The organism is bacterium, assembly GCA_030583725.1.
Classification (GTDB): domain Bacteria; phylum Patescibacteriota; class Microgenomatia; order UBA8517; family UBA8517; genus JAUYMM01.
The window spans coordinates 142,140-163,576 of sequence record CP129472.1; the positions used below are offsets into that span (position 1 = coordinate 142,140).

Below are 21,437 nucleotides of genomic sequence, written 5' to 3' on the forward strand. Positions count from 1 at the left end.
AATGAATCAAAAGGAGGCACTTAGTAAGAAGGATAACGATTACAGTTTACTTGAAAAGAAATATTTAAAACTTACTAAATCAGAATTATTAGATCCATTTTCTACTCCACCTGCCATAAAACTAGATAAAAATATGACTGCCTCAATTGTCATTCCTGGAAAAAATGTTGAATCATCAATTCTTTCATGTCTTGTTTCGATCGAACAAAGTAGTTTTAATATTAAATATCCAAATAAATTACAGATTATTTTTATCGATGACGGATCTGATGATAAAACATTAGAAATTATCAAAAATAATAAATACTCACTAAATCTAGTTGTTATAAAACAAAAACATGCAGGTCAGGCACAAGCGTTGAATACTGGCATTTCTGTTGCTCAAAATGAAATTATAATTTCTTGTGACGCAGATATGATTCTTTCCTACTATACGATTGAACAGCTAATGATAAGACACCAATTATTTCCAAACATTCTGCTTGCTGGATTTCGTTCAGAAGTATCTAAAGATGATCCTCGAGTTAATCCTGTAAATATCAGACGTTTTGGACTTCATAAATATCCTACTTTATTAACTGATGAAAGAATTGCTTTTTCATCTTCTGGTCATCCAAATAATATGTGCTTAGCAAGTAACCATTTTAAGGACCTAGGCAATTTAAATGGTTTGTGGATGCGTAACAATGATGATCCTTGGTTACTCTCTGACCTGGTTTTTGGTGCACTATTTAGTCTTCCTAAAAAAACCTATTATCAAATTGGTGGATATGATGAAAGATTAATTGGATATGGTTGTACTGATGGATATTTAGTATCAAAGGCAATCTCTGTAGGTAAATTTGTCTTACCTGTGTATTCAGCTACTGGATTACATATCAGTCATTCATCCAGAACAGGAAACAAACGCAATGAATATCTAAGTAATCGACGTTTATTTTATAAATTGATTGAAACAAGTCAAACAAATGATTACATAAATTGGTTAGATAAATCAAAAAATCGAATTATAGAGCAGATAAACAAGAAGCCTTCATCTAAGATATTACCAAAAAGCAAAAATGCAAATAATATTTTACCTAAACATCTAAACATAGATACATTGCTAGCAGTTGGTCAATATCGCAAAATCACAGATCGCATAAATAATCTTGAAAAAACAGATACTAGCAAAGATACTAGTTATTGGAATCAAACGCCAGAATTCTACATAAAACAAGGTACACTCTTTTACGAACAAGAGTTTTATGAGATAGCTCTTAGATGCTTTGAAATAGCGTTAGCAAAAGAGGATTCTAATAAAATTGCTTTAAAATATCATAATAGGTGTCTTAAAAAGATATGACACTTTTCTATCGTTTGTAAAAGTTATTTAGAGCTATTACATATTGATAATGTTGAGATAACTGTTTCATTAATACAGACTTCCTTGTATAATCGAGGTTGTTAGTTATACTATGGAGGTCATCGGTGCAAACAACACCTCTTAGACCACCCTGACGGGTTATTAGTTGAACAAAATTTAAAAATAACCCTATTTTTGAACGTATTTTATTCAAAAACGATTCGAAAGTATTTTTATGGTAGAAATATCAAACAGTTATCCCGATATTGTTTATAGTGATAATAATCTGGCAACGCTTCAAGTCAACGGTTTACTTGGCGAAGTTGCAGGGAAAGCCATGGTTGTTATTTACTTTAACTCTGTAGCAGTTATAGAAAACTTACAAGTGCTACCTTCTTATAGACGCAATAAAATTGGTACAAATCTTGTAGCAAAAATAGAAGAGTGGTCGATAGACAAAAAGGCAAAGTATACATTTATGAGATTCGCTCCATGTGATTTCGGAGATACATTCACTCTTTCTAAGTTACTTCTTGCTAATAATTATAGTTTTAACGGGATAGGTTTTATTAAGAAATTAAGTAATTAGTATTTAATGAATTGTTTTAAGATATTTTTTAAATAATCTATTTCATAATCGTCACTTCTAAAAACGGTTCTAGGTGTTTTTGTTAAGCCACCCATAAGGTGTATAATTAAATTATGAAAAAGTTTTTAATTGGATTATTTATAATAATTTTTTTGGTTGTAATAGTTATTACATACTTAGGTTTTATGCCTGTTTTGTCTAACTATTTTTCAAAAACTGTTGATTTAGAAGTTAAAGCTGACAAATCTTTAGTTTATGCTTTTGAAGAAATGTATGGCCAGTCAAATGATAGTGGCAAAATTGATTTAGATGTTTACTTGACTAGCCAAGAAATAACTTCTATTTTTGCAGTATGGGAAGAAAGAGATAAAAACTTTCCACTTAAAAATGTACAAATAAAATTCCATCCAGATGGCACAGGTGAAGCTTCAGGATATTTAAAAATTGAAACTGCTGTAAATTTAGCTAAGGACTTGGGTTACTCTGATTCAGACATTGAAACAGGTAAAAAGTATATTAAATATGTTTCAGGCGATTTACCTTTTTATTTAAAAGCCACCGGAAATATGGATAACAGCACACTAGTTATTGCCCCTGAAGTTTTTAAGGTTGGAAAAGTTACAGTTCCATCTAATATCACAAATATGACAAGTACGGCTGTATCTGATATGGTAACTAGACGACTAAACCAAATAGGTGGAGTAGATTTAGAAAAGGCAAATTTTAGATCAGGTGACTTTCATCTTCAAGGCTCTGTACCTGAAACAATCAAATACTGATATACTACTTAATATGCTTCTAGATAAAGTTGATGTTACATTTAAGGCTGGAGATGGTGGTAATGGTCGTGTATCTTTTAAAAAGATTGGCCGTGGTCCTGATGGTGGTAATGGTGGTCGTGGTGGAGACTTGTATGTTCAAGGTTCTTCAGATTTAACACTGCTAAACCAATTTAGCCAAAAAGACTTCTTCTCAGCAAATGATGGAATTCTTGGTGGGAACAATATTAAAAGTGGCGGAAAAGGAAATGACTTAGTTCTTACCTTACCCATTGGGACATCACTAGTAAACAGGGATACAAACAAAGTTGTTTTAGAAATTAAGGACTCTACTCAAAAAATAAAACTACTAAATGGAGGTGATGGTGGAAAGGGGAATTGGGAATTTAGAAGCTCCAGAAACACTACCCCCTTGAAAGCACAAAAGGGTTTTAAAGGCGAAATACTAAATCTAACATTAGACCTTAAATTAATTGCCAATTTTGGATTGATTGGACTACCCAATTCTGGTAAAAGTAGTCTCTTAAATGAACTAACAAATTCAAATGCAAAGGTTGGGAATTATGCATTTACCACTCTTTCACCAAATTTAGGTGTAGTTAATGGAAAAGTAATTGCTGATATTCCTGGACTTATTGAAGGTGCCTCTGATGGTAAAGGACTTGGTATTAAATTCTTAAAACATATTGAAAAAGTAGATGTCTTGATCCACTGCATAGACTCAACGTCTGACGACTATAAAAAAGATTATGAGATTGTACGTAATGAATTATCTAAATTTAATGAAGAAATGCTTAAAAAGAAAGAAATCATTCTATTAACAAAGTCTGATTTAGTAGACGAAAAGAAAAAGTTCAAAAAAGGTATATCTATGTCTGTCTATGATATCGAGAGTCTCAATAAACTAAAAAAACTATTAAACTAGTTACTTTCTTGTTACTTTGTAGTATTCTGGATAGTAAAGAAAAATTGCAGGCACTTCTTCAACCAAAAATCTCTGGAAATCAAGATATAGTTTTTTTCTTGTTTCTTGGTCTAGTTCGGTTCTACCGTCTTCCAATAGTTTGTCAACTCTTACATTCTTAAACTTTGAGATGTTGGTTTCTGACTGTGTTGAGTGCCAAAGGCTATATTGATCAGGATCTTTGGGTATATCAACAGTTGCAAGAAAAACTTCATAATTTTCAGGTATAGTTGTGACTATCTCAACTTCAGTGTTTGCCCCATGGTCTTGCCATTCTTTGGATATACTTTCAGCAATTCTATAAAGATTTGGTAGAACTGAAATTTTCAAATTTATTCCTTTAATTTCTTCAACCTTGGTTGCGTCTTTTATATAGGGTTTGACCTGTGGATTATAACCCCAAGAAAAGGGTGATATGGGCCCCAATGCACGATTTTCATACTGGTCTTTATCTATGGCATAATTTAGAGCCTGTCTAACAGCTTTCTCTGCTAACTTTTCGTTATCTGTATTTAAAAATATTCCCACAAAGTTGTCAAAGCTTGTATTTTTGTCTATTTCTATTGTTTTCCAGCCCTCAAAACTTGAAACGTCGTTGATTCTTTCAATTATGTCTATTTCTCCCAACTTAAAACCTAAAATCAATCTCTCTTCAGAGGGGAAAAACTTGTAAACAAGTCTGTCTTTCTCCTTGTTTTGCAAAGTAATATTTTGTACATAGCCACCAGCTAAAGATACGTCTTTAACCTCCCATTCCCCTGTACCCAACAAGCCCTTTTTAAAGACTGGTTTACTTACGATAACAGGAAAGGCAGTAAACTGGCTATCAAGGCTAAACACTATAGTTTGTTCATCAACAACACTAACTTGGGCGTCATTAAATTCATATTTAATTTCAGAGGCTAATACTTTCTTCTCATCTTGCCAGGTGACATTTTCATCAAGTGTAAATATCCATGTTTTTCCACCATCTGTTGTTTGCCATGATTTGGCAATTGATGGAATTACATTACCATTCTCATCAGTTTTTGTTAAACCGTCAGAAATTTTAGTTGCAATAACTGGGGGCAGGTTATCTACGGTGTAGCGTCCAGCAATACCTATTTTCTGCTTCTCGGATATCATACTAGGTAGTAGGAATGATAGAAAAAGAAAAACAATAATTCCAAAGACAAAGCCTAAAAAAATTATTGCCTTAAACCTTTTAAAAAAGGCTTGAATTAACCTGAAAATATATCGAGGTGACATAATTAGTTTAAAACTACATAAAAAGTGATATCGCAGACATAATTAAGAATAGACCAGCTACTACAAATGTAAGCCTATATACCAGTCTTTCAACACCACGCCTTGTAAATGATGCTGAGTTTGAGCTTCTTGAAAATCCCCCACCCCTAACCTGAAGTAAAACAAATATTATTAACAAAATTGCACTAATAGACTGTATTATTTGTACTAACTCTTTCATATATTTGAATTATACCAAAAAAACAATTGTAAAGTTAGTTTGAAAAAGACTCTTAACGAATTAGCCAGTATATAAAAGATGAAATTACAGAATGAAGGAATGAAAAAGCCAGGTAAGCCCAAAAGCTAACAAAATAGACAACAGGAATGTCTATCCAGACACTTGTAAAACCTGAAAATAAAAAGTTCTCTATCCTAAAGCCGGGTACCACCAAAGTCACTATGTACAAAACAGTTACAGCAGATACCCACCTAAATAGTCCAAAGGTAATCATATTTACAGGAAGAAGAAGCAAATTAATTATTGGTTTTGCAATCAATGAAGCAACGGTTAGACCCAAACCAGTTAAGAGAAGTGTTTCAATACCATTTTCAAAGACTAATCCAACAACAACTGAAGATACCAAAAATATGGAAACGGTATCAATTACAAAATGGCGCAGTATTCTTTTCACTTTATATAGTTAAGTTTTTACTTAATAAATTAAGTATTGTCTAATTAAAACTATCTGTCAAGAGTTTATGATGCAACCTTCTGGCAAAACGATGGGCCTCATCCCTAACTCTGGCTGTTATGTTTAAGTTCAGGCCTTTAAGTCTAACTTTAACTCCATTTACAAATACCAATCTATCGGGGTTTTTAGCAATACCGACTACAGGTATGCCAAGTATTTTACATGCCTCATGGAAAACTTTTACTTGACCCAATCCCCCATCAACAATTATCAAGTCAGGCTTATCCCATTTATCAAGGTTTTTAATTCTTCTTTTTGCAATTTCTCTCATAGAATCATAGTCACTTTGCCCTTTAGGCTGTCTAACTTTAAAATGCCTGTATTCAGAGTTATGATTCTCACCTTCTGTTAGTACAACCATAGACGCAGTAGTAAAGACACCTTGCAAGTGAGAGATGTCATAGCACTCAATTCTTTTTAACTTGGTTATTCTTATTCCATTTGAATTTAGAAGTTCTTTTAAGCTGTTGATTTCCATTAATCTTATGTCTTCAACTAGGTTTGGATTTTCAATAAATTTCTCAGTCTTGATTCGTTCCTGAGTAATATAATCTAGGATCTTGATCTTATCGCGAAGAGTCATTGCTTTTTCAAAGTCCATATCTCGAGAATATTTTTTCATTTCTTTTTCGAGCGAGTTTCTAACAATATTAAATTTTCTACCTAAAATTAGTTTTATGTTTTTAATGTTTTGCCTATACTTTTTGGTCAGTTCTTTTCTATCTACTTCTGCCTCAGTACTAACTATCTCGTTTGGACAAGGGCTACACAAACCCAAATGTGAGTAAAGACAAGGCTTTTTACCTATCTTGTGGTCCGAAAATGGAAATATTTTTCTTACCACCCTCAATATATATTTTACATTGTAAGAACTTGGAAACGGGCCATAGTCACCAGATTTTCTTGATGTTAGTATTCTTGGAAATTCTTCTTTTGTAATTAGAATATAAAGTGGGTGCTTATCATCCTTTAGGACAATATTATATTTTGGCTTATGTTTTTTAATTAATGATGACTCTAATAACAATGATTCAAAATCTGAAGTTACTTTAATGTAGGTTACCTTAGTAGCTTCTTGTACCATTAATTTAGTCTTAACCCCCAAAGTAATATTTAGATAACTGTTAAGGCGTGACTTTAGGTTTGAAGACTTACCAATATAAATAGGAGCATCTCCACTAGATGTGGTGCTTTTTTTCCAAAAAATATATACCCCTGGTGTTTGGGGAAGTTTTAAGAATTCTTTTTTGGAAATTTCCATTTTTTAAATCTGAATAATATTGTTACAAGTATTAAAATAATTATGAAAAATACAAACAACAGATTATATATTACAACCTGTTTTTTATTTGTGGCAACCGTAACACTTTCTCCGTCAACTAAAACTTTAACAATTTCAGGAGTCTTAGCTCCTAAAAATGAAAACGGGATTGTGATATGTGTATTATATACTTGAAATGGAAGTAAAACATTAAGGGTTGAATTTTCTGGTCTTTCATAATTATCAAAATAGACCTTGGGATTAATGTTATAAATTGCAGTAGGTCCAGGGTTTTCAATATTTAAATTTAAACTGTTTGCAACTAATGGTATCCAACGGTCAAGGTTTGCAGTGACATTGACAACAGAGTTTCTTTCCTGTGGTAGTGTGCCAAATGATACAAAAACATCTTTCTGTGGATTTGCTCCAAGTTTATATGATCCTGCTGGATATGGTTTAATAGAACTTTTTCCGTGTATTACAAAAGTAAAGTGTCTTAAATCAAGCTTATTAAAGTAATCAACACCACCTGTAGTTGACCCCCATGTTGGATCAACAGGTATCCATGATTTTTTTTCATAATCGTAATATTCAGGCCAAGCATGCAAGACATCATTAACAAGTGAAAGAGGTTGGATTTCTGGGTTTTCAGTGTATGCAAAGCCATTAATCTCTCTTGCAGGTATTCCAGCGGCTCTTGAAATTGCAACAAAAAGGTCTGTAAATTCCATACAAATTGCTTGTGTGGGGTTCTGTAATGCAGAAACAGCCCCTAGTCTTTCTACATTTGGTCTAACTCTGGCATAATCATATTTAAGATGATTAGTTACATAGTCATATATTTGTTTTGGTGTTTTTAAGGTACTGGCAAGTTTAACTATTTCAGGATTTGAGGTTTCCCAGTATGTTTGTTCAGTCAGGTTTTCTTCTAATGACAATTGTGTTGGCCTGGGATATGGTCTTTGGGTTGCAAATATTTGTACATAACCCACGGCATTTACATCAATTCTCTCACGTGCCTTTAGCGTATATTTTGCAATCCAGTTGCCATCACTATCTACATACATACTAACTGGTCTTGGAGTTATGTTTGTATAGTATATTTTTTGAAATGCTGTGTCCGGAGGGAGTGTAATTTCAGTTTGTGACTCACGAGCCAATGGATTCTCCAAGTGGTAGTTTAAATTAAAACTAAATACTTGGAACTGTCCAAAACCTGCAGTAATACCAGATCTTGAGACATCATCTTTATTAAATCTATATTTAAGTAGTTCTCCTTCTTTAACTGAACTTCTTGGTTTTGGAGAAATGTATGCTTCTTGACCTAAACTTTCAGGAATTTCTAAGTTTATAAAATAACTTGAAAAATCAGCATTTTCAGCAAGTCTAGGAATTGATATTTCCCAAACTTCTCCTGTTCTTATGGCAAATGAGCTTTCATCAAAGGCTACCCAAAAAGTTCTTGATTTATCCTTTCCAACAACTGAATCACTAAAAACAACTTCAATTGATGTTGTATTGGCGTTTTGAGTTTTATTAACTGTTAGTGGGCCATTTACATCATAGGCCCTAATGTTTTGTGGAGTTATGCTGTCTAATACTATGGAATATGAAGTAGCATATAAATTACTAAAAACATTAGTTAAAGTTACTTTATTTACAACTTCAGTAACTCCACTATTTTTAACTTTATAAGTAACATCAAAATCAGTTACAAATTCACCAGCAGCCTTAACAGGGCGAGAAAATAGGAAGGTGTGAACAGCAAATAGAAAAAGCAAAAAAATAATAAATGTAGATACCCTTTTCATAATTTAATAGCTTGAAGTATGGTTTCATCTGAAATTAAAATGTTTGTATCAGTAGTATAGATTAATCCTTTATTTGGCTCGCTTTGAAACCCAATGTAAACGGTTTTCACCTTAAGTTTCTTGAGTTCATATACTGCAGGTTGTAAATCTGAATCAGAGCTACAAAGAATAGCAGTTTTTACCTTTTTGTTATATGCGTACGAAACTAAATCAACAGCAATTTTAACGTCAACACCTTTTTCTTTAAAAATGATTTTTCCATTAACATCTTGCCCCCTTACATTACCAAAAATAACTACATCATAATTTTCCTTTTTAAGATTATTAAACAATGATCTTTGAATATTAATTAACTTCTGTGATTTCTCCTTAGTTTTTGGATGTATATGTAGCTTTGCAACATAATACTTTTTGGAATCGACATTATATTTGTCTAATACTTCTTTTAAAATCGAGTCTATACTTATTTTAGAAATGTCTTTTTTGTGTTTAATTTTTGAAGATTCTACTATTTTTTTTATTTTATAAAAAAAATTCTCTCCATCAATAAAAATAACTGTTCTATTCATAAACTTATTATGTCTCAATTATAAGGGTTTGGCAATAAAAAACCTCAGCGGGTCTTGCGACACAGGCTGAGGTGTTTATGAATGTATTATAACAATGACAACGATATCTTGTCAATCTAACCTAACTTGACAAAACCTATAGTTAAGTCATCGCGTTAATATAAATGTTACAAATATTTACCTGTTACTGAATTACTATTTCTTTTTATATCCTTTGGAGTTCCTACTGCTATTATTTTACCCCCATTATCTCCACCTTCTGGCCCTAAATCTATTACCCAATCTGAATTTTTAATAACATCAATATTATGCTCTATCACACAAACAGTGTTTCCTTTTGCAACTAATAGTCTTAAAACTTTAAGTAACTTTTCTACATCCGCAAAATGAAGTCCAGTTGTTGGTTCATCTAAAATGTAAAAAGTTTTTCCTGTTTGCCTTTTTGATAATTCTGTTGCTAATTTTACTCTTTGGGCTTCACCACCTGAAAGTTGAGTTGCAGGTTGACCTAACTCTATATATCCTAGGCCCACGTCCTCTAATGTTTCAAGTTTTTCATATATTTTAGGGTGTACTGAAAAAAACTCTTTGGCTTCAGATACTGTTAAGTTTAAGACATCAGAAATGTTTTTACCCTTGTATGTAATTTCCAAAGTTTGAGAGTTATACCTTTTACCTTTACAAACTTCACAATTAACCCAAATGTCTGGCATAAACTGCATTTCAATTTTTGTTTGCCCTTGTCCTTCACAGGCTTCACACCTACCACCTTTCAAATTAAATGAAAATTGTCCTTTTTTGTAACCTAATACTTTAGCCTCTCTTGTTAACGCAAAAACATCTCGAACAGGGTCAAATATTCCAGTATAAGTTGCGGGGTTGCTTCTAGGAGTTCTGCCTATTGGTGATTGGTCTATTAGTATTGCTTTATCTATATTGTCCAATCCTTCTACTCTCTCATGTTCCCCGACATGGTCCTTAAAGAATGGGTTGAAGTGTTGTTGCAATATTGGATAGACAGTATCTACAAGTAATGTGGATTTACCAGATCCTGAAACTCCAGTAATACAAATAAACTTACCTAATGGGAAATCAACATCTGTTTTTTTTAGATTATTATGTGAAGCACCAAATATTTTAAAATTTCCGTGTGCAACATTAACTAAAACGCTGGGCAAGGACATTGCAGAAATTTTCTTTTTTCCTGATAGATATTTACCTGTTAGTGAATCATTACTTCTAATGATATCTTGCAAGGTTCCTGAAGCGACTAGTTTTCCACCAAGTTTTCCAGCCAGTGGTCCAAAATCTGCTAAGTAATCTGCTTGTTTCATCATCTCTTCATCGTGTTCAACAACAACAACAGTATTACCAAGATTTTTTAAATGCTTTAAGGTATCTATAAGTTTCTGATTGTCTTTTTGGTGAAGTCCTATTGTGGGTTCGTCCAAAACATACAAAACTCCAGTTAAGCCTGAACCAATTTGGCTAGCAAGGCGTATCCTCTGAGCCTCACCACCTGAAAGAGAACCTGCCATTCTGTCCAAGGTTAGATATTCAAGTCCTACAGATTTTAGAAAGTTAAGTCTACCTATAATTTCTTCAATAATTAGTTTTCCAATTTGAATTTCTCTTTCATTTATAATCTTTTCTTTTATTAAAGTGTTGATATATTGATATAAGAAACCTACTGAATAACTTGTAAACTCTGCAATGTTTTTGTTATCAATCGTGACAGACAAACTTTCTTTTTTAAGTCTTGTTCCATTACAACTTAGACAAACCATTTCTCTCATATACTTTTCAAATTCATTTTTAATATAATCCGAGTCAGTTTCCTTGTACCTTCTCTCAATGCTTCCAACAATTCCTTCATATTTTTGCCATATCGTTGTATCCTTACCCCATTTGTTTTTTCCATTAACTTGATACAAATCATCTTTAGTACCATACAAAAGTAGATCTTTTTCTTTTTGATTTAAGTGTTTAATTGGAGTGTGTGCATTGATTTTATTCTTTTCACACATAGCTACAACAGTCTTTGCATACCAAGTCTCATGATCAAACATAGACGAGAAAGGAAGTATCCCACCTTCCATAATCGACAACTCTTCAGAAAAAACTAGATTAGGTTCTACTTTTTTTAACTTCCCAAGTCCTGTACAAGCTGGACAGGCTCCATGAGGAGAATTGAATGAAAAACTTCTAGGTTCAATCTCAGGTAATGAGATGTTGCATTTAGGACAAGAAAACTTTTCTGAGTATAAATGGTCTACATAGTTTTCAGGATAATCAGGAATTGCAAAAGATGCATCTTTGATTTCAGAAAGTATTACAAACCCATCAGCCAACCTCAAGGCTTGAGATACTGAATCAAAAAGTCTTGATTTTAAAGTGTTATTATCCTTTTTATCTATAACTACCTTATCAATTACCACGTCTATACTGTGTTTGTTTGTTTTAATTAGTGTAAAGTCATCCTGCAATTCTTTATAAACTCCATCAATCCTAACTCTGGCATATCCTTTAGATATCAAATTATCAAATAAACTACTAAACTCTCCCTTTCTATCAGTTATCACAGGTGCCAAAAGATAGAATTTTCCTTTGTTAGCCATAATTTTATTTACAATTTCTTCAAGTGTTTGCATTGATATTTCATTTTTACAATTTGGACAGTGAGGATGTCCAATCCTTGCAAACAGAAGTCTTAAATAGTCATATATTTCTGTAACTGTTCCAACTGTTGACCTTGGATTTCTGGAAGTAGTTTTTTGATCAATTGAAATTGCTGGAGACAACCCAGTTATTGAATCAACATCTGGCTTTTCCATAATACCTAAAAATTGCCTGGCATAAGTAGACAGGCTTTCTACATATCTTCTTTGTCCTTCTGCATACAAGGTGTCAAAGGCAAAAGAAGACTTACCACTACCAGAAACTCCAGTTAAAACAGTTAACTTGTTTTTAGGAATATCAAGGTCAACACCTCGTAAATTGTGTTGTCTTGCACCCTTTATTGATATATAGTCATTCATACGTCAAACTTCCTCTGCAAACGCAAAGGATGTTACAATTATACAGTATGAACTTATTTCAGACGATAGCCTTATCAATTGTAGAAGGAATTACTGAATTCCTGCCTATTTCTTCAACAGGACATTTAATTTTAACCGCAAAACTATTAGATATTGCCCAAACTGAATTTGTTAAATCTTTTCAAATTATTATCCAACTAGGTGCAATTTTGGCAGTTGTTGTAATTTATTTTAAAAAGTTGGTCTTAAGTCTTAATTGGAAGTTATACAAAAATATACTATTAGCATTTTTACCATCTGTTGTTTTTGGATTACTTTTTTATGACTTTATTAAAGATTACTTAATTGGCAATTCAATGGTTGTTGTCTCAAGCCTACTTGCAGGAGGTATTGTAATGCTTCTATTTGAAAATTTTATAAAACCCAAAGATAATAAGTCTTTAAATAATATGCACTACTTATTAATTGGTTTGTTTCAGATTTTTTCAATGATTCCCGGAGTTTCTCGTGCTTTTGCAACTATTTTTGGAGGTATGATTGTGGGAATGAATAGAAAGAACGCTACAGAATTTTCATTTTTTCTAGCAATTCCTACAATGTTAGGTGCTAGTGTTTTAGATGTAGTTAGAACAGATGTATCTGTTTGGACCAATGGTAACCTGACAACACTTGTAATTGGATTTATTTTAAGTTTTTTAACTGCTTATATTGCAGTTAGATGGTTATTAAAATATGTTCAAAACCATAATTTTAAAATATTTGGCTGGTATAGAATAGTCCTTGCCTTGATTTTTATGTTTTTAGTTATATAATTCAAGCCATGACAGAACGATTTACAATATCAATGTATTTTCAGGGAACTGATAGACAGGTTATAGCTTCAGCGGTTGAAAAATCTAATCTCCCTGAAAACGTCGCAATTGTCGGTAAAAAAGAATATCGGGAAGCAAAGAAACCTTTTGTTGTTATTGCTCATGCGGCGTACCCAGACGAAGCTACGACCATCATAAAAGCTGGTGCGTTAGATTATGTAGAGATGGTAAACGACGCTGACAAATTGGCTCAAAGACTTAATAGTTAATTATTCAAGTTTTTTACCCTATCCCTAATCTCTGCAGCCAGTTCAAAATTTAAGTTTTTGGCAGCTATTACCATTTCTTTTTGCAGGTTTTTAATTAATCTCTTTTTATCCATTGGAGTTAAACTTTCGGTTTCTATTTCTGATAAATGTGCAAAGGTTTCAAGACCAAAACCTAATGCTTTTTCAACATTTGAATCATCTTGTTTTTCAATTAATTTTTCTCTTAAGGGCTTAACTATTGATTTTGGAGTTATTCCATACTTTTTATTCATTTCAAGCTGGTATTCTCGTCTTCTTTTTACTTCATCAAGAGCTCTTTGCATTGAGCCTGTAATTTTATCAGCGTACATAATAACTCGTCCCTCAATATGTCTTGCAGCCCTTCCCATTGTTTGTATTAGACTAGTTTGGCTTCTCAAGAAACCTTCTTTATCTGCATCTAAAATAGCAACTAAACCAACCTCTGGAAGATCTAGACCCTCTCTTAAGAGATTAATACCAACTAGGACGTCATATGTACCCCTTCTTAGATTGTCTAAGATGTCTGTTCTGTCTAATGTGTGTACATCAGAATGCAAATAGGCAACTTTCATGCCTTGTTCTTCAAGATAATTGGATAAGTCCTCAGCAGTTTTTTTAGTTAGTGTAGTTACCAAAACTCTCCTTTTGTTTTTTGTTTCATTTTTAATTTCTTCAATAACATCTTTAATTTGATCAGTAGTTGGCTTAATTGTTACTATTGGGTCTGGTATACCTGTAGGACGAACTAGTTGTTCTACAATATTGCCTTCAGAAAGTGAAAGTTCCCAATCATTTGGTGTTGCACTGAGAGCTATAAAGTTAGGGATCTTTCTCATAAACTCATCAAATTTAAGTGGTCTGTTGTCAAAGCTTGATGGAAGTCTAAAACCATAATCAACTAGTGTTGATTTTCTTGAGAAGTCGCCTGCGAACATTCCCCTTATCTGAGGAAATGTTATATGGCTTTCATCAACAACTACTAGCCAGTCGTCGTGTCCAAATTTTGAAGAATTAACAGAAAAATAATCAAGAAGCGAAAATGGAGCATCTCCAGGCTTTCTACCATCAAAATATCTTGAATAGTTCTCAATACCTTTTACATATCCAACCTCTTTAATCATTTCTAGGTCATATTTAACTCTTTGTGATAATCTTTGTGCCTCAAGTAGCTTTTTCTCCTTTTTAAGACTATTAGCTCTTTGGTTTAAGTCAGTTTTAATTTGGTCAAAGGCCAAATTATGAGTCTTAGGATCAGTAATAAAGTGCTTTGCTGGATAAAGAGTAAATGGTAAGTTATGAATGCTAACCAAGGCTCCCGTAACAGAATGAATAGAACTAACTTTTTTTATTTTTACATCGTCTAACTCAATTCTAACTGCATCATCTGAATATGCTGGATAAACATCAATTGTTTCACCTCTAATTCTAAAAGTGCCCCTATTAAAACCAAATTCTGATCTTTCATATTGTAAGTCCAAAAGCCTATCAATTATTTGGTCACGGGTTACTTTCATTCCAGCAACAAACTCAAAGGCAAACTTACCATACTCATTGGGTGAGCCAATGTTATATATACACGACACAGAAGCAACTACTATTACATCCTTTCTAGTCAACAAATTTGTTGTAGCTGCAAGTCTTAGTTTATCGATTAATTCATTAATTGCAGAGTCCTTTTCTATGTATGTGTCAGTCGAAGGAATATAACTTTCTGGTTGGTAATAGTCATAGTAGGAAACAAAATATGAAACTGCATTGTCAGGAAATAAATCTCTCATCTCCTGATATAGTTGTGCTGCCAATGTTTTGTTGTGGGAGATTATAAGTGTTGGTTTTTGTAACTTTTCAATTACACAAGCAGCAGTCATTGTTTTCCCTGATCCAGTAACACCTAAAAGAGTTTGGTATTTAACATCTTTATTAATGTTGTCCACCAATTTGTCAATTGCCTTTTGCTGCTCAAGAATAGGTATATTTTTTGAAACTAATTTAAAATTCATTTCTATATTGTATCAAAAAGATGTACTTGACGCATTCGGTTTATGTTTGTATATTCATACTATGGCACCAAATAGAACAGCACCAGTAGTTTACAAAAGACAGGCCCAGATTTTAGATTTTATAAGACAAACCGTGGAAGCAAGTGGTTTTGCTCCAACTTTAAGATCAATAGCAGATGCAATTGGCGTAAGGTCACTGGCTACAGTCCATGAGCATGTTGAAAGTTTGGTTGAAAAGGGGTTACTTAAAAGAACATCAGGAAGACTTCGCAAAATGGAGCTCACGATCCCAATTAATATAAATAATGAGGGTGTGACAGTACCAATACTAGGTTTTATTGCAGCTGGTCAGCCTATTGAAACAATGACAGATCCAAATGCCCACATCTCAATTCCACCATCTTTTATGAAATCAGGCAAAAGAGTTTATGTACTTCAGGTACGGGGTCAATCTATGATTGAAGATCATATAGATGACGGTGATTTTGTAATCTGTGAACAAGTTGAGACAGCAAATAATGGTGAAATAGTTGTAGCACTTTTAAAAACTGGTATGGCAACCCTAAAGAGATACTTTAAAGAAGCAACAAGGATAAGACTTGAACCTGCAAACTCAGCAATGGCTCCAATATTTGCTAAAGAAGTTACGATACAGGGTAAAGTTGTAGGTTTAATTAGAAAATACGGTAGAGTTTAAACTTCCTAATACTAATATTCTTTAAATTCTACTGTAATAAATTTCTTCCACTCATTTGTGTTGGTATGCCAATTCCAAGAAGAGCTAGAACAGTAGGGGCAACATCAGCCAAAACACCTGAAGGTAATACTTGTCCCCTACCCATAAATTCTTTGGAAACAATAATTAACGGCACGGGATTTGTACTGTGTTCTGTTGATACTTGACCCGACTGTGCGTCAATCATCTGTTCGCAGTTTCCATGGTCTGCTGTTATAACTAATGCTCCATCGTAAGCCAAACAAAAGTTTGCAAGTCTTCCAATGCATTCATCTACAGATTCACAGGCTTTAACAGCTGAACCTATATTTCCTGTATGACCTACCATATCAGGAGCAGCGTAATTAACTAAAATAAACTTATAATCATTTGTTCCCTTGATTTTATTTAAAATGGCGTCTGTTAGCTCGTAAGAGCTCATTTCCGGCTTTAAATCATATGTTGCCACCTTAGGTGATGGGACAATTAACCTCTCTTCCATTTCCATGGGTATTTCTTGCTGACCATTAAAGTAAAAGGTTACAAACCTTTCCTTTTCACTTTCGCAAGCCCTCAATTGTTTATATCCGTTTTCAGATATAACTCGTCCTAATGGCATATCAACATTTTCAGGTGCAAACGCAGCTTTTGCACCTTCTTCAATTAATGGCTTTTCATATTCTGTCATAGTCGCAAAATATAAATTTTTAATTTTTTCATCTCTTGCAAAGGTATGAATTTCTGGCAGGTTTCCGTTTGTATGTTTATGTTTGTATTTAACCAAATAAGGGTCAAAAGACTGGACATTTTCAGCCTTGTTAAAATCAGCATAAACAAAAGCTCTTGATAACTGTCTAGGTCTGTCAACCCTGAAATTGTAAAAAATAACAGCATCATTTTCTTTAATTGTAGTTAGGGGGTTTCCTTGGTTATCGGTAACCACAGAAGGTTCAATAAATTCATCTGTTTTACCATTCTCATAAGACATATCAACCGCCTCAATGCAGGACTTAACTAGATTTCCTTGACCTTTAGTTAATGCAAGATATGCTTTTTCTGTTCTCTCCCATCTATGATCTCTATCCATTGCCCAATATCTACCCATTATGGAGGCGATTCTTCCCACGTTCTCTCTTATGCAGGCTTCTTTGATCTGTTCAATGTAGATTTTGGCGGCAGTTGGTGGTGAATCACGACCATCAGTAAATAAATGTAAGAAAACTCTATCAAATTTGTTTCTACTACACAGTTGAACTAAAGCAAATAAATGTTCTAGATTTGAGTGTACTCCTCCGGCACCAACTAAGCCCATCAGGTGTAAATTGGAATTATTATCTTTGGCATGTTTTATAGCTGACAAAAGTACCTGATTACTAAAAAATGTTCCATCAGCAATTGACATATTTATTCTCATTAAATCCTGATAGACAATTCTTCCTGCACCCAAATTAAGATGGCCTGTTTCAGTGTTTCCAGCCTCTCCACGCGGTAAACCTACTGACTCACCTGAGGCACTTAATTGAGTATGTGGATAGCCAGCAGCAAATCGGTTGATATTAACAGTATTGGCCATTGATATAGCATTTCCTGCTGATGGTGCTGATATACCCCAGCCATCAAGAACTGCCAATATTACAAATTTTGGATTGGTACTAGGTTTCATAACGTAACTGATATCATTTATTTTTATTTTGGAAGTATTCAAGTTCTATTTCGATTGCAGTCAAACGATTATATTTAGCGATACGCTCACCCCTTGCAGGGGCTCCAAATTTTGCATAGTCTGAAGCTATACCAACAGCGAAATCTGCTATAAAAGTATCGTTGGTTTCTCCACTTCTATGTGAGGTTATTACTTTCCAACCAGCGTCTTTTGCCATTTTAACAACTTGTAGTGTTTCTGAAACAGTTCCTATCTGATTGGGTTTAATAACAGCTCCGTTACAAGCTTTTTCATCAATTGCCTTCTGCAATCTTTTTGGATTTGTCACTAAGATATCGTCACCCACTATAATTGCAGTTCCAGATAGCTCTGCATTTATTTTTTTCCATGAGTTCCAAGCATCTTCTTGAAATGGATCTTCTAAAATTGCCAAATGGTAGGTATTAATTAACTCTTTGTAATAATCAAGTAATTGGTCGTCACTTAAAGTCGAGGATCTATCACGAATAGTGTAGTCACCATCTTTGTAAAAACTGTTGGCTGCAATATCTAAACCTAAAAAGACATCGCGACCCAGAGAATAGTTGGTTTGACGAACTGATTCTACAAAAACTTCAAAAGCGTCTGCATTAGTAAATAAATTGGGGGCATAACCACCTTCGTGACCAACAGAATGTATAGCACCGCGTCGAGCTAAGTTATCGCCAATTGTTTTATATATTTCAGCACCCATCTGAAGACCTTCTCTAAAGTTCTTGTTTGTTGCGGGTATCATCCAAAATTCTTGGAAGTCAAGGTTTCCTGCTCCGTGTAAACCTCCATTAATCATATTAAGAAGTGGAGTTGGAGTTTTTACCCCCTTTTTTAAACCTCTTTCTACACCTAGATCATTTATCCAAGTATAAAGGGATTTACTCTGTGACAATGCTGCAACCTTACAAACCACTTCAGAAACTGCAAGAATTGAGTTCCCACCATACTTTGATTTATTTTCTGTTCCATCTAGACCTACTAGTTTTTGATCAATCTCTGCTTGCTTGGTTGAATCCATACCAACAATAGCTGGGCCCAAGATGGTATTAATATTTTCACAAGCCTTCAAAACTCCATCACCGTGGTACCTAGCTGGATCTGCGTCACGAAGTTCTAGGGCTTCATGTGAACCCATGGAAGTACCTGCAGGAACAGAAGCTGTTGCAAATCTTCCATCATCAAGTAGACAATAACATTCAACTGTAGGAATACCTCTACTGTCTAATATTTCTCTTGACCAAATTCTTTTAATGACACTCATTTTATTTTTATTAATTTATCACAAGCTCCGCTTTATATTATATATATTATATTTTTTGTTCTGCAGAATGAATCATACCCCTGACCCTTGTAACGGCGTCAGGATTTACTGATATAGATGTTATACCAGCCTTAACTAATATTTCAATCATATCGTTATAGGTACTTGCAGCTTGACCACAAATAGAAGAGGTAACACCATATTTATTACAAGTCTTGATAGCTTTTTTAATAGCCCACAATACCTCAGGGCTCATTTCATTAAATGCGGTAGCAACTGTAGAATTGTCACGGTCTGTACCTTGGATTAACATTGTCAAATCATTACTACCAATAGAAATACCATCTATTCCTACTTTTATAAACTCATCTAACATTATGATGTTGACAGGCAGTTCAACCATCATCCAAAATTTAAAACTAGGATCATCAAATAACCCTTCGGCTTGTACGAGTCTTCTGACTCTTCTTAGTTCATCAGGACTTCTAACAAAAGGAATCATAATTTGGAGATTTGGATATTTTTGTCTAACTTCTTTTAAGGCTCTTAACTCTAAGCTAAAAACTTCAGGGTCAGATATGTATCTAAAGGCGCCCCTGTAGCCAAGCATTGGGTTAGCCTCAACTGGTTCCCAGTGTTTACCACCTTCTAAACTCCTATATTCGTTGGTTTTAAAATCTGTAGCACGGTAAACAACTTGTCTAGGGTAAAAACTTTTACAAAACTCAGTTAACTTAAGAACCATTTTATCAACAAACTTATGTTGAACCTTTCTTTTTATGGCCTCTTTAGGATGCATACCAATATCTGCAATCATAAACTCAGCCCTAAGAAGTCCAATTCCATCTACATCCATTTTTGAAACCTCTTGCGCTCTATCTGGTTCTGCAAGGTTAACATAGAGCTTGGTTGCGGTCTTGATGTTTTTACTGGAAGTTTTTTTAATTTCTGTCTTCACTTCATCTTTTATTTGACTCGTGTTTGTACCTGCAAAAATTTCTCCACTTGCACCATTAACAGTTACGTAATCACCATCTTTTAGGATTTTAGTTCCTTCTTTTGTTCCCACAACACAAGGAATACCCATTTCTCTTGAAACTATGGCAGCGTGACTTGTCATCCCACCCTCGTTGGTGACAATTGCAGAAGCCTTTTTCATTGCAGGAACGTAGTCAGGGGAGGTCATAGGTGCTACTAAAATATCTCCAGATTTTATTTTATCAATCTCTTTAGGTGACTTTAATATCTTGACGACACCAGTACCAACTCCAGGACTTGCAGGTATGCCTTTTAAGATAGGAGCTGTTGATTGTTCAACTTGACCTTTATCTTTTGCACTATGAACAGCCTTAGTTTTTTCAATGGTTGTAATTGGTCTGGTTTGGACAATGTATAGTTTTTCTTTTTCCAAAGCCCATTCAATGTCTTGTGGAAAATAGTAATGATCTTGTAGTCCTTGAGCTAATTTTGCCAATTCAACAATCTGTTTATCAGTCAATTTTATTTTATCTTGTAGTTTATTTGGAACAAGAATTTCTTTTGTGACATTTCCAGACTTAATAAACTGCATTTTTTGAGTATTTAACTCTTTTGAGAGAATTGAAAATGTTTCTTTTTGTACTACATAGTGATCTGGTATATAACTTCCCTGAACTATCATTTCACCTAAGCCCCAGACAGCGTCAATAATTATCCTGTCTTTCTGGTTAGTAACTGGGTCAACTGAAAACATAATTCCACTAACTTCAGATTGAACCATTTTTTGAACAATTACAGATATACCAACTTTCTCATGTTTTATTTTGTTTTGAACACGGTAATATATAGCACGAGGCGTAAAAAGCGAGGCCCAACACTCACGAACAGCTACTTGTAAATTAGATTCACCCTTAATGTTTAAAAAGGTTGCTTGTTGACCTGCAAAACTCATACCAGGCAAGTCTTCTGCTGTAGCAGATGACCTAACAGCAACTAAGGCTTTGTTAAACACACCAGATATCTTTTTATATTCTCTTACAATTTCTTTAAAAACTGCTTCAGGAAAATGCGCAGTACTTACTATTTTTTGTATTTTTCTAGAGGCTGTCTCAAGCTGGGCAGGGTCCTCAACATCAATAACACCCAATATTTCATATATTTTTGCAGCAATATCGTTATCTTTCAAAAAAATTTCATAGGCAGGGACAGTAACAGCAAAACCTGAAGGAACTGGAAATCCTGCTTTGGTCATTTCTCCAAGGTTTGCACCTTTTCCACCAACCAAAGAAAGTGAATCGCGATCTATGTGTTTAAAATCAATTACTAAGGGCAGACTTGACATTATTT

At 33.8% G+C, this 21,437-nt stretch carries 18 protein-coding genes; 8 read left to right on the top strand and 10 right to left on the bottom strand.

Annotated features, from left to right (window positions below; genetic code table 11):
• The first annotated feature begins 1 nt into the window (after window position 1).
• The 4 genes from QY322_00860 (at window position 2) to obgE (ending at window position 3,638) form a co-directional block, all read left to right on the top strand.
• Window positions 2-1,345, top strand: coding sequence for a glycosyltransferase family 2 protein (locus QY322_00860; GenBank protein WKZ25840.1), 1,344 nt, complete (start codon window positions 2-4; stop codon window positions 1,343-1,345).
• Between the two features lie 235 nt (window positions 1,346-1,580).
• Window positions 1,581-1,934: a GNAT family N-acetyltransferase gene (locus QY322_00865; GenBank protein ID WKZ25841.1), complete on the top strand. Its 354-nt coding sequence runs from the start codon at window positions 1,581-1,583 to the stop codon at window positions 1,932-1,934.
• A 113-nt stretch (window positions 1,935-2,047) separates the two neighbouring features.
• Window positions 2,048-2,713 carry a hypothetical protein gene (locus QY322_00870; protein WKZ25842.1) on the top strand — a complete coding sequence of 222 codons (666 nt, stop codon included), beginning with the start codon at window positions 2,048-2,050 and terminating at the stop codon, window positions 2,711-2,713.
• 13 nt (window positions 2,714-2,726) lie between these two features.
• Window positions 2,727-3,638, top strand: coding sequence for a GTPase ObgE (gene obgE, locus QY322_00875; GenBank protein WKZ25843.1), 912 nt, complete (start codon window positions 2,727-2,729; stop codon window positions 3,636-3,638).
• Here the strand turns inward: obgE and QY322_00880 are convergent, their stop codons facing one another.
• Both QY322_00880 and secG read right to left on the bottom strand, forming a co-directional pair.
• Window positions 3,639-4,925: an ABC transporter substrate-binding protein gene (locus tag QY322_00880; protein WKZ25844.1), complete on the bottom strand. Its 1,287-nt coding sequence runs from the start codon at window positions 4,923-4,925 to the stop codon at window positions 3,639-3,641.
• A 13-nt stretch (window positions 4,926-4,938) separates the two neighbouring features.
• Window positions 4,939-5,145, bottom strand: a complete 207-nt coding sequence (gene secG, locus QY322_00885; GenBank protein WKZ25845.1) for a preprotein translocase subunit SecG — start codon at window positions 5,143-5,145, stop codon at window positions 4,939-4,941.
• Between the two features lie 221 nt (window positions 5,146-5,366).
• Here secG and QY322_00890 point away from each other — a divergent pair, with 221 nt between their 5' ends.
• Entirely contained in the window at window positions 5,367-5,612 is a 246-nt protein-coding gene (locus QY322_00890) for a hypothetical protein (protein WKZ25846.1), read from the top strand.
• A gap of 27 nt (window positions 5,613-5,639) precedes the next feature.
• On the opposite strand, the gene QY322_00895 is transcribed toward QY322_00890, so the two are convergent.
• The 4 genes from QY322_00895 to uvrA all read right to left on the bottom strand — a co-directional run bounded on the left by QY322_00895 (window position 5,640) and on the right by uvrA (window position 12,338).
• A complete protein-coding gene (locus QY322_00895) occupies window positions 5,640-6,920 on the bottom strand; it encodes a GIY-YIG nuclease family protein (protein WKZ25847.1) in 1,281 nt (426 codons plus the stop codon).
• Window positions 6,893-8,731 carry a transglutaminase-like domain-containing protein gene (locus QY322_00900; protein WKZ25848.1) on the bottom strand — a complete coding sequence of 613 codons (1,839 nt, stop codon included), beginning with the start codon at window positions 8,729-8,731 and terminating at the stop codon, window positions 6,893-6,895. Before QY322_00900 ends, QY322_00895 begins: the two co-directional genes overlap by 28 nt.
• Window positions 8,728-9,300: an NYN domain-containing protein gene (locus QY322_00905; GenBank protein ID WKZ25849.1), complete on the bottom strand. Its 573-nt coding sequence runs from the start codon at window positions 9,298-9,300 to the stop codon at window positions 8,728-8,730. Before QY322_00905 ends, QY322_00900 begins: the two co-directional genes overlap by 4 nt.
• A 167-nt stretch (window positions 9,301-9,467) precedes the next feature.
• Window positions 9,468-12,338, bottom strand: a complete 2,871-nt coding sequence (uvrA, locus tag QY322_00910; GenBank protein ID WKZ25850.1) for an excinuclease ABC subunit UvrA — start codon at window positions 12,336-12,338, stop codon at window positions 9,468-9,470.
• A gap of 47 nt (window positions 12,339-12,385) precedes the next feature.
• Here uvrA and uppP point away from each other — a divergent pair, with 47 nt between their 5' ends.
• Window positions 12,386-13,150: an undecaprenyl-diphosphatase UppP gene (gene uppP / locus QY322_00915; GenBank protein WKZ25851.1), complete on the top strand. Its 765-nt coding sequence runs from the start codon at window positions 12,386-12,388 to the stop codon at window positions 13,148-13,150.
• Window positions 13,151-13,158: 8 nt separating this feature from the next.
• A complete protein-coding gene (locus QY322_00920; GenBank protein ID WKZ25852.1) occupies window positions 13,159-13,419 on the top strand; it encodes a hypothetical protein in 261 nt (86 codons plus the stop codon).
• Here the strand turns inward: QY322_00920 and uvrB are convergent.
• Entirely contained in the window at window positions 13,416-15,440 is a 2,025-nt protein-coding gene (gene uvrB / locus QY322_00925; GenBank protein WKZ25853.1) for an excinuclease ABC subunit UvrB, read from the bottom strand. The genes QY322_00920 and uvrB overlap by 4 nt on opposite strands.
• Window positions 15,441-15,501: 61 nt before the next feature.
• Here uvrB and lexA point away from each other — a divergent pair, with 61 nt between their 5' ends.
• Window positions 15,502-16,137 carry a transcriptional repressor LexA gene (gene lexA / locus QY322_00930; protein WKZ25854.1) on the top strand — a complete coding sequence of 212 codons (636 nt, stop codon included), beginning with the start codon at window positions 15,502-15,504 and terminating at the stop codon, window positions 16,135-16,137.
• Window positions 16,138-16,165: 28 nt separating this feature from the next.
• Here lexA and gpmI read toward each other — a convergent pair whose 3' ends face one another.
• The 3 genes from gpmI to ppsA are packed head-to-tail and all read right to left on the bottom strand — an operon-like array spanning window position 16,166 to window position 21,432.
• Window positions 16,166-17,818, bottom strand: coding sequence for a 2,3-bisphosphoglycerate-independent phosphoglycerate mutase (gene gpmI, locus QY322_00935; protein WKZ25855.1), 1,653 nt, complete (start codon window positions 17,816-17,818; stop codon window positions 16,166-16,168).
• Window positions 17,819-17,831: 13 nt separating this feature from the next.
• Window positions 17,832-19,112, bottom strand: a complete 1,281-nt coding sequence (eno, locus tag QY322_00940; GenBank protein ID WKZ25856.1) for a phosphopyruvate hydratase — start codon at window positions 19,110-19,112, stop codon at window positions 17,832-17,834.
• A gap of 46 nt (window positions 19,113-19,158) precedes the next feature.
• A complete protein-coding gene (gene ppsA / locus QY322_00945; protein ID WKZ25857.1) occupies window positions 19,159-21,432 on the bottom strand; it encodes a phosphoenolpyruvate synthase in 2,274 nt (757 codons plus the stop codon).
• Window positions 21,433-21,437: the final 5 nt, after the last annotated feature.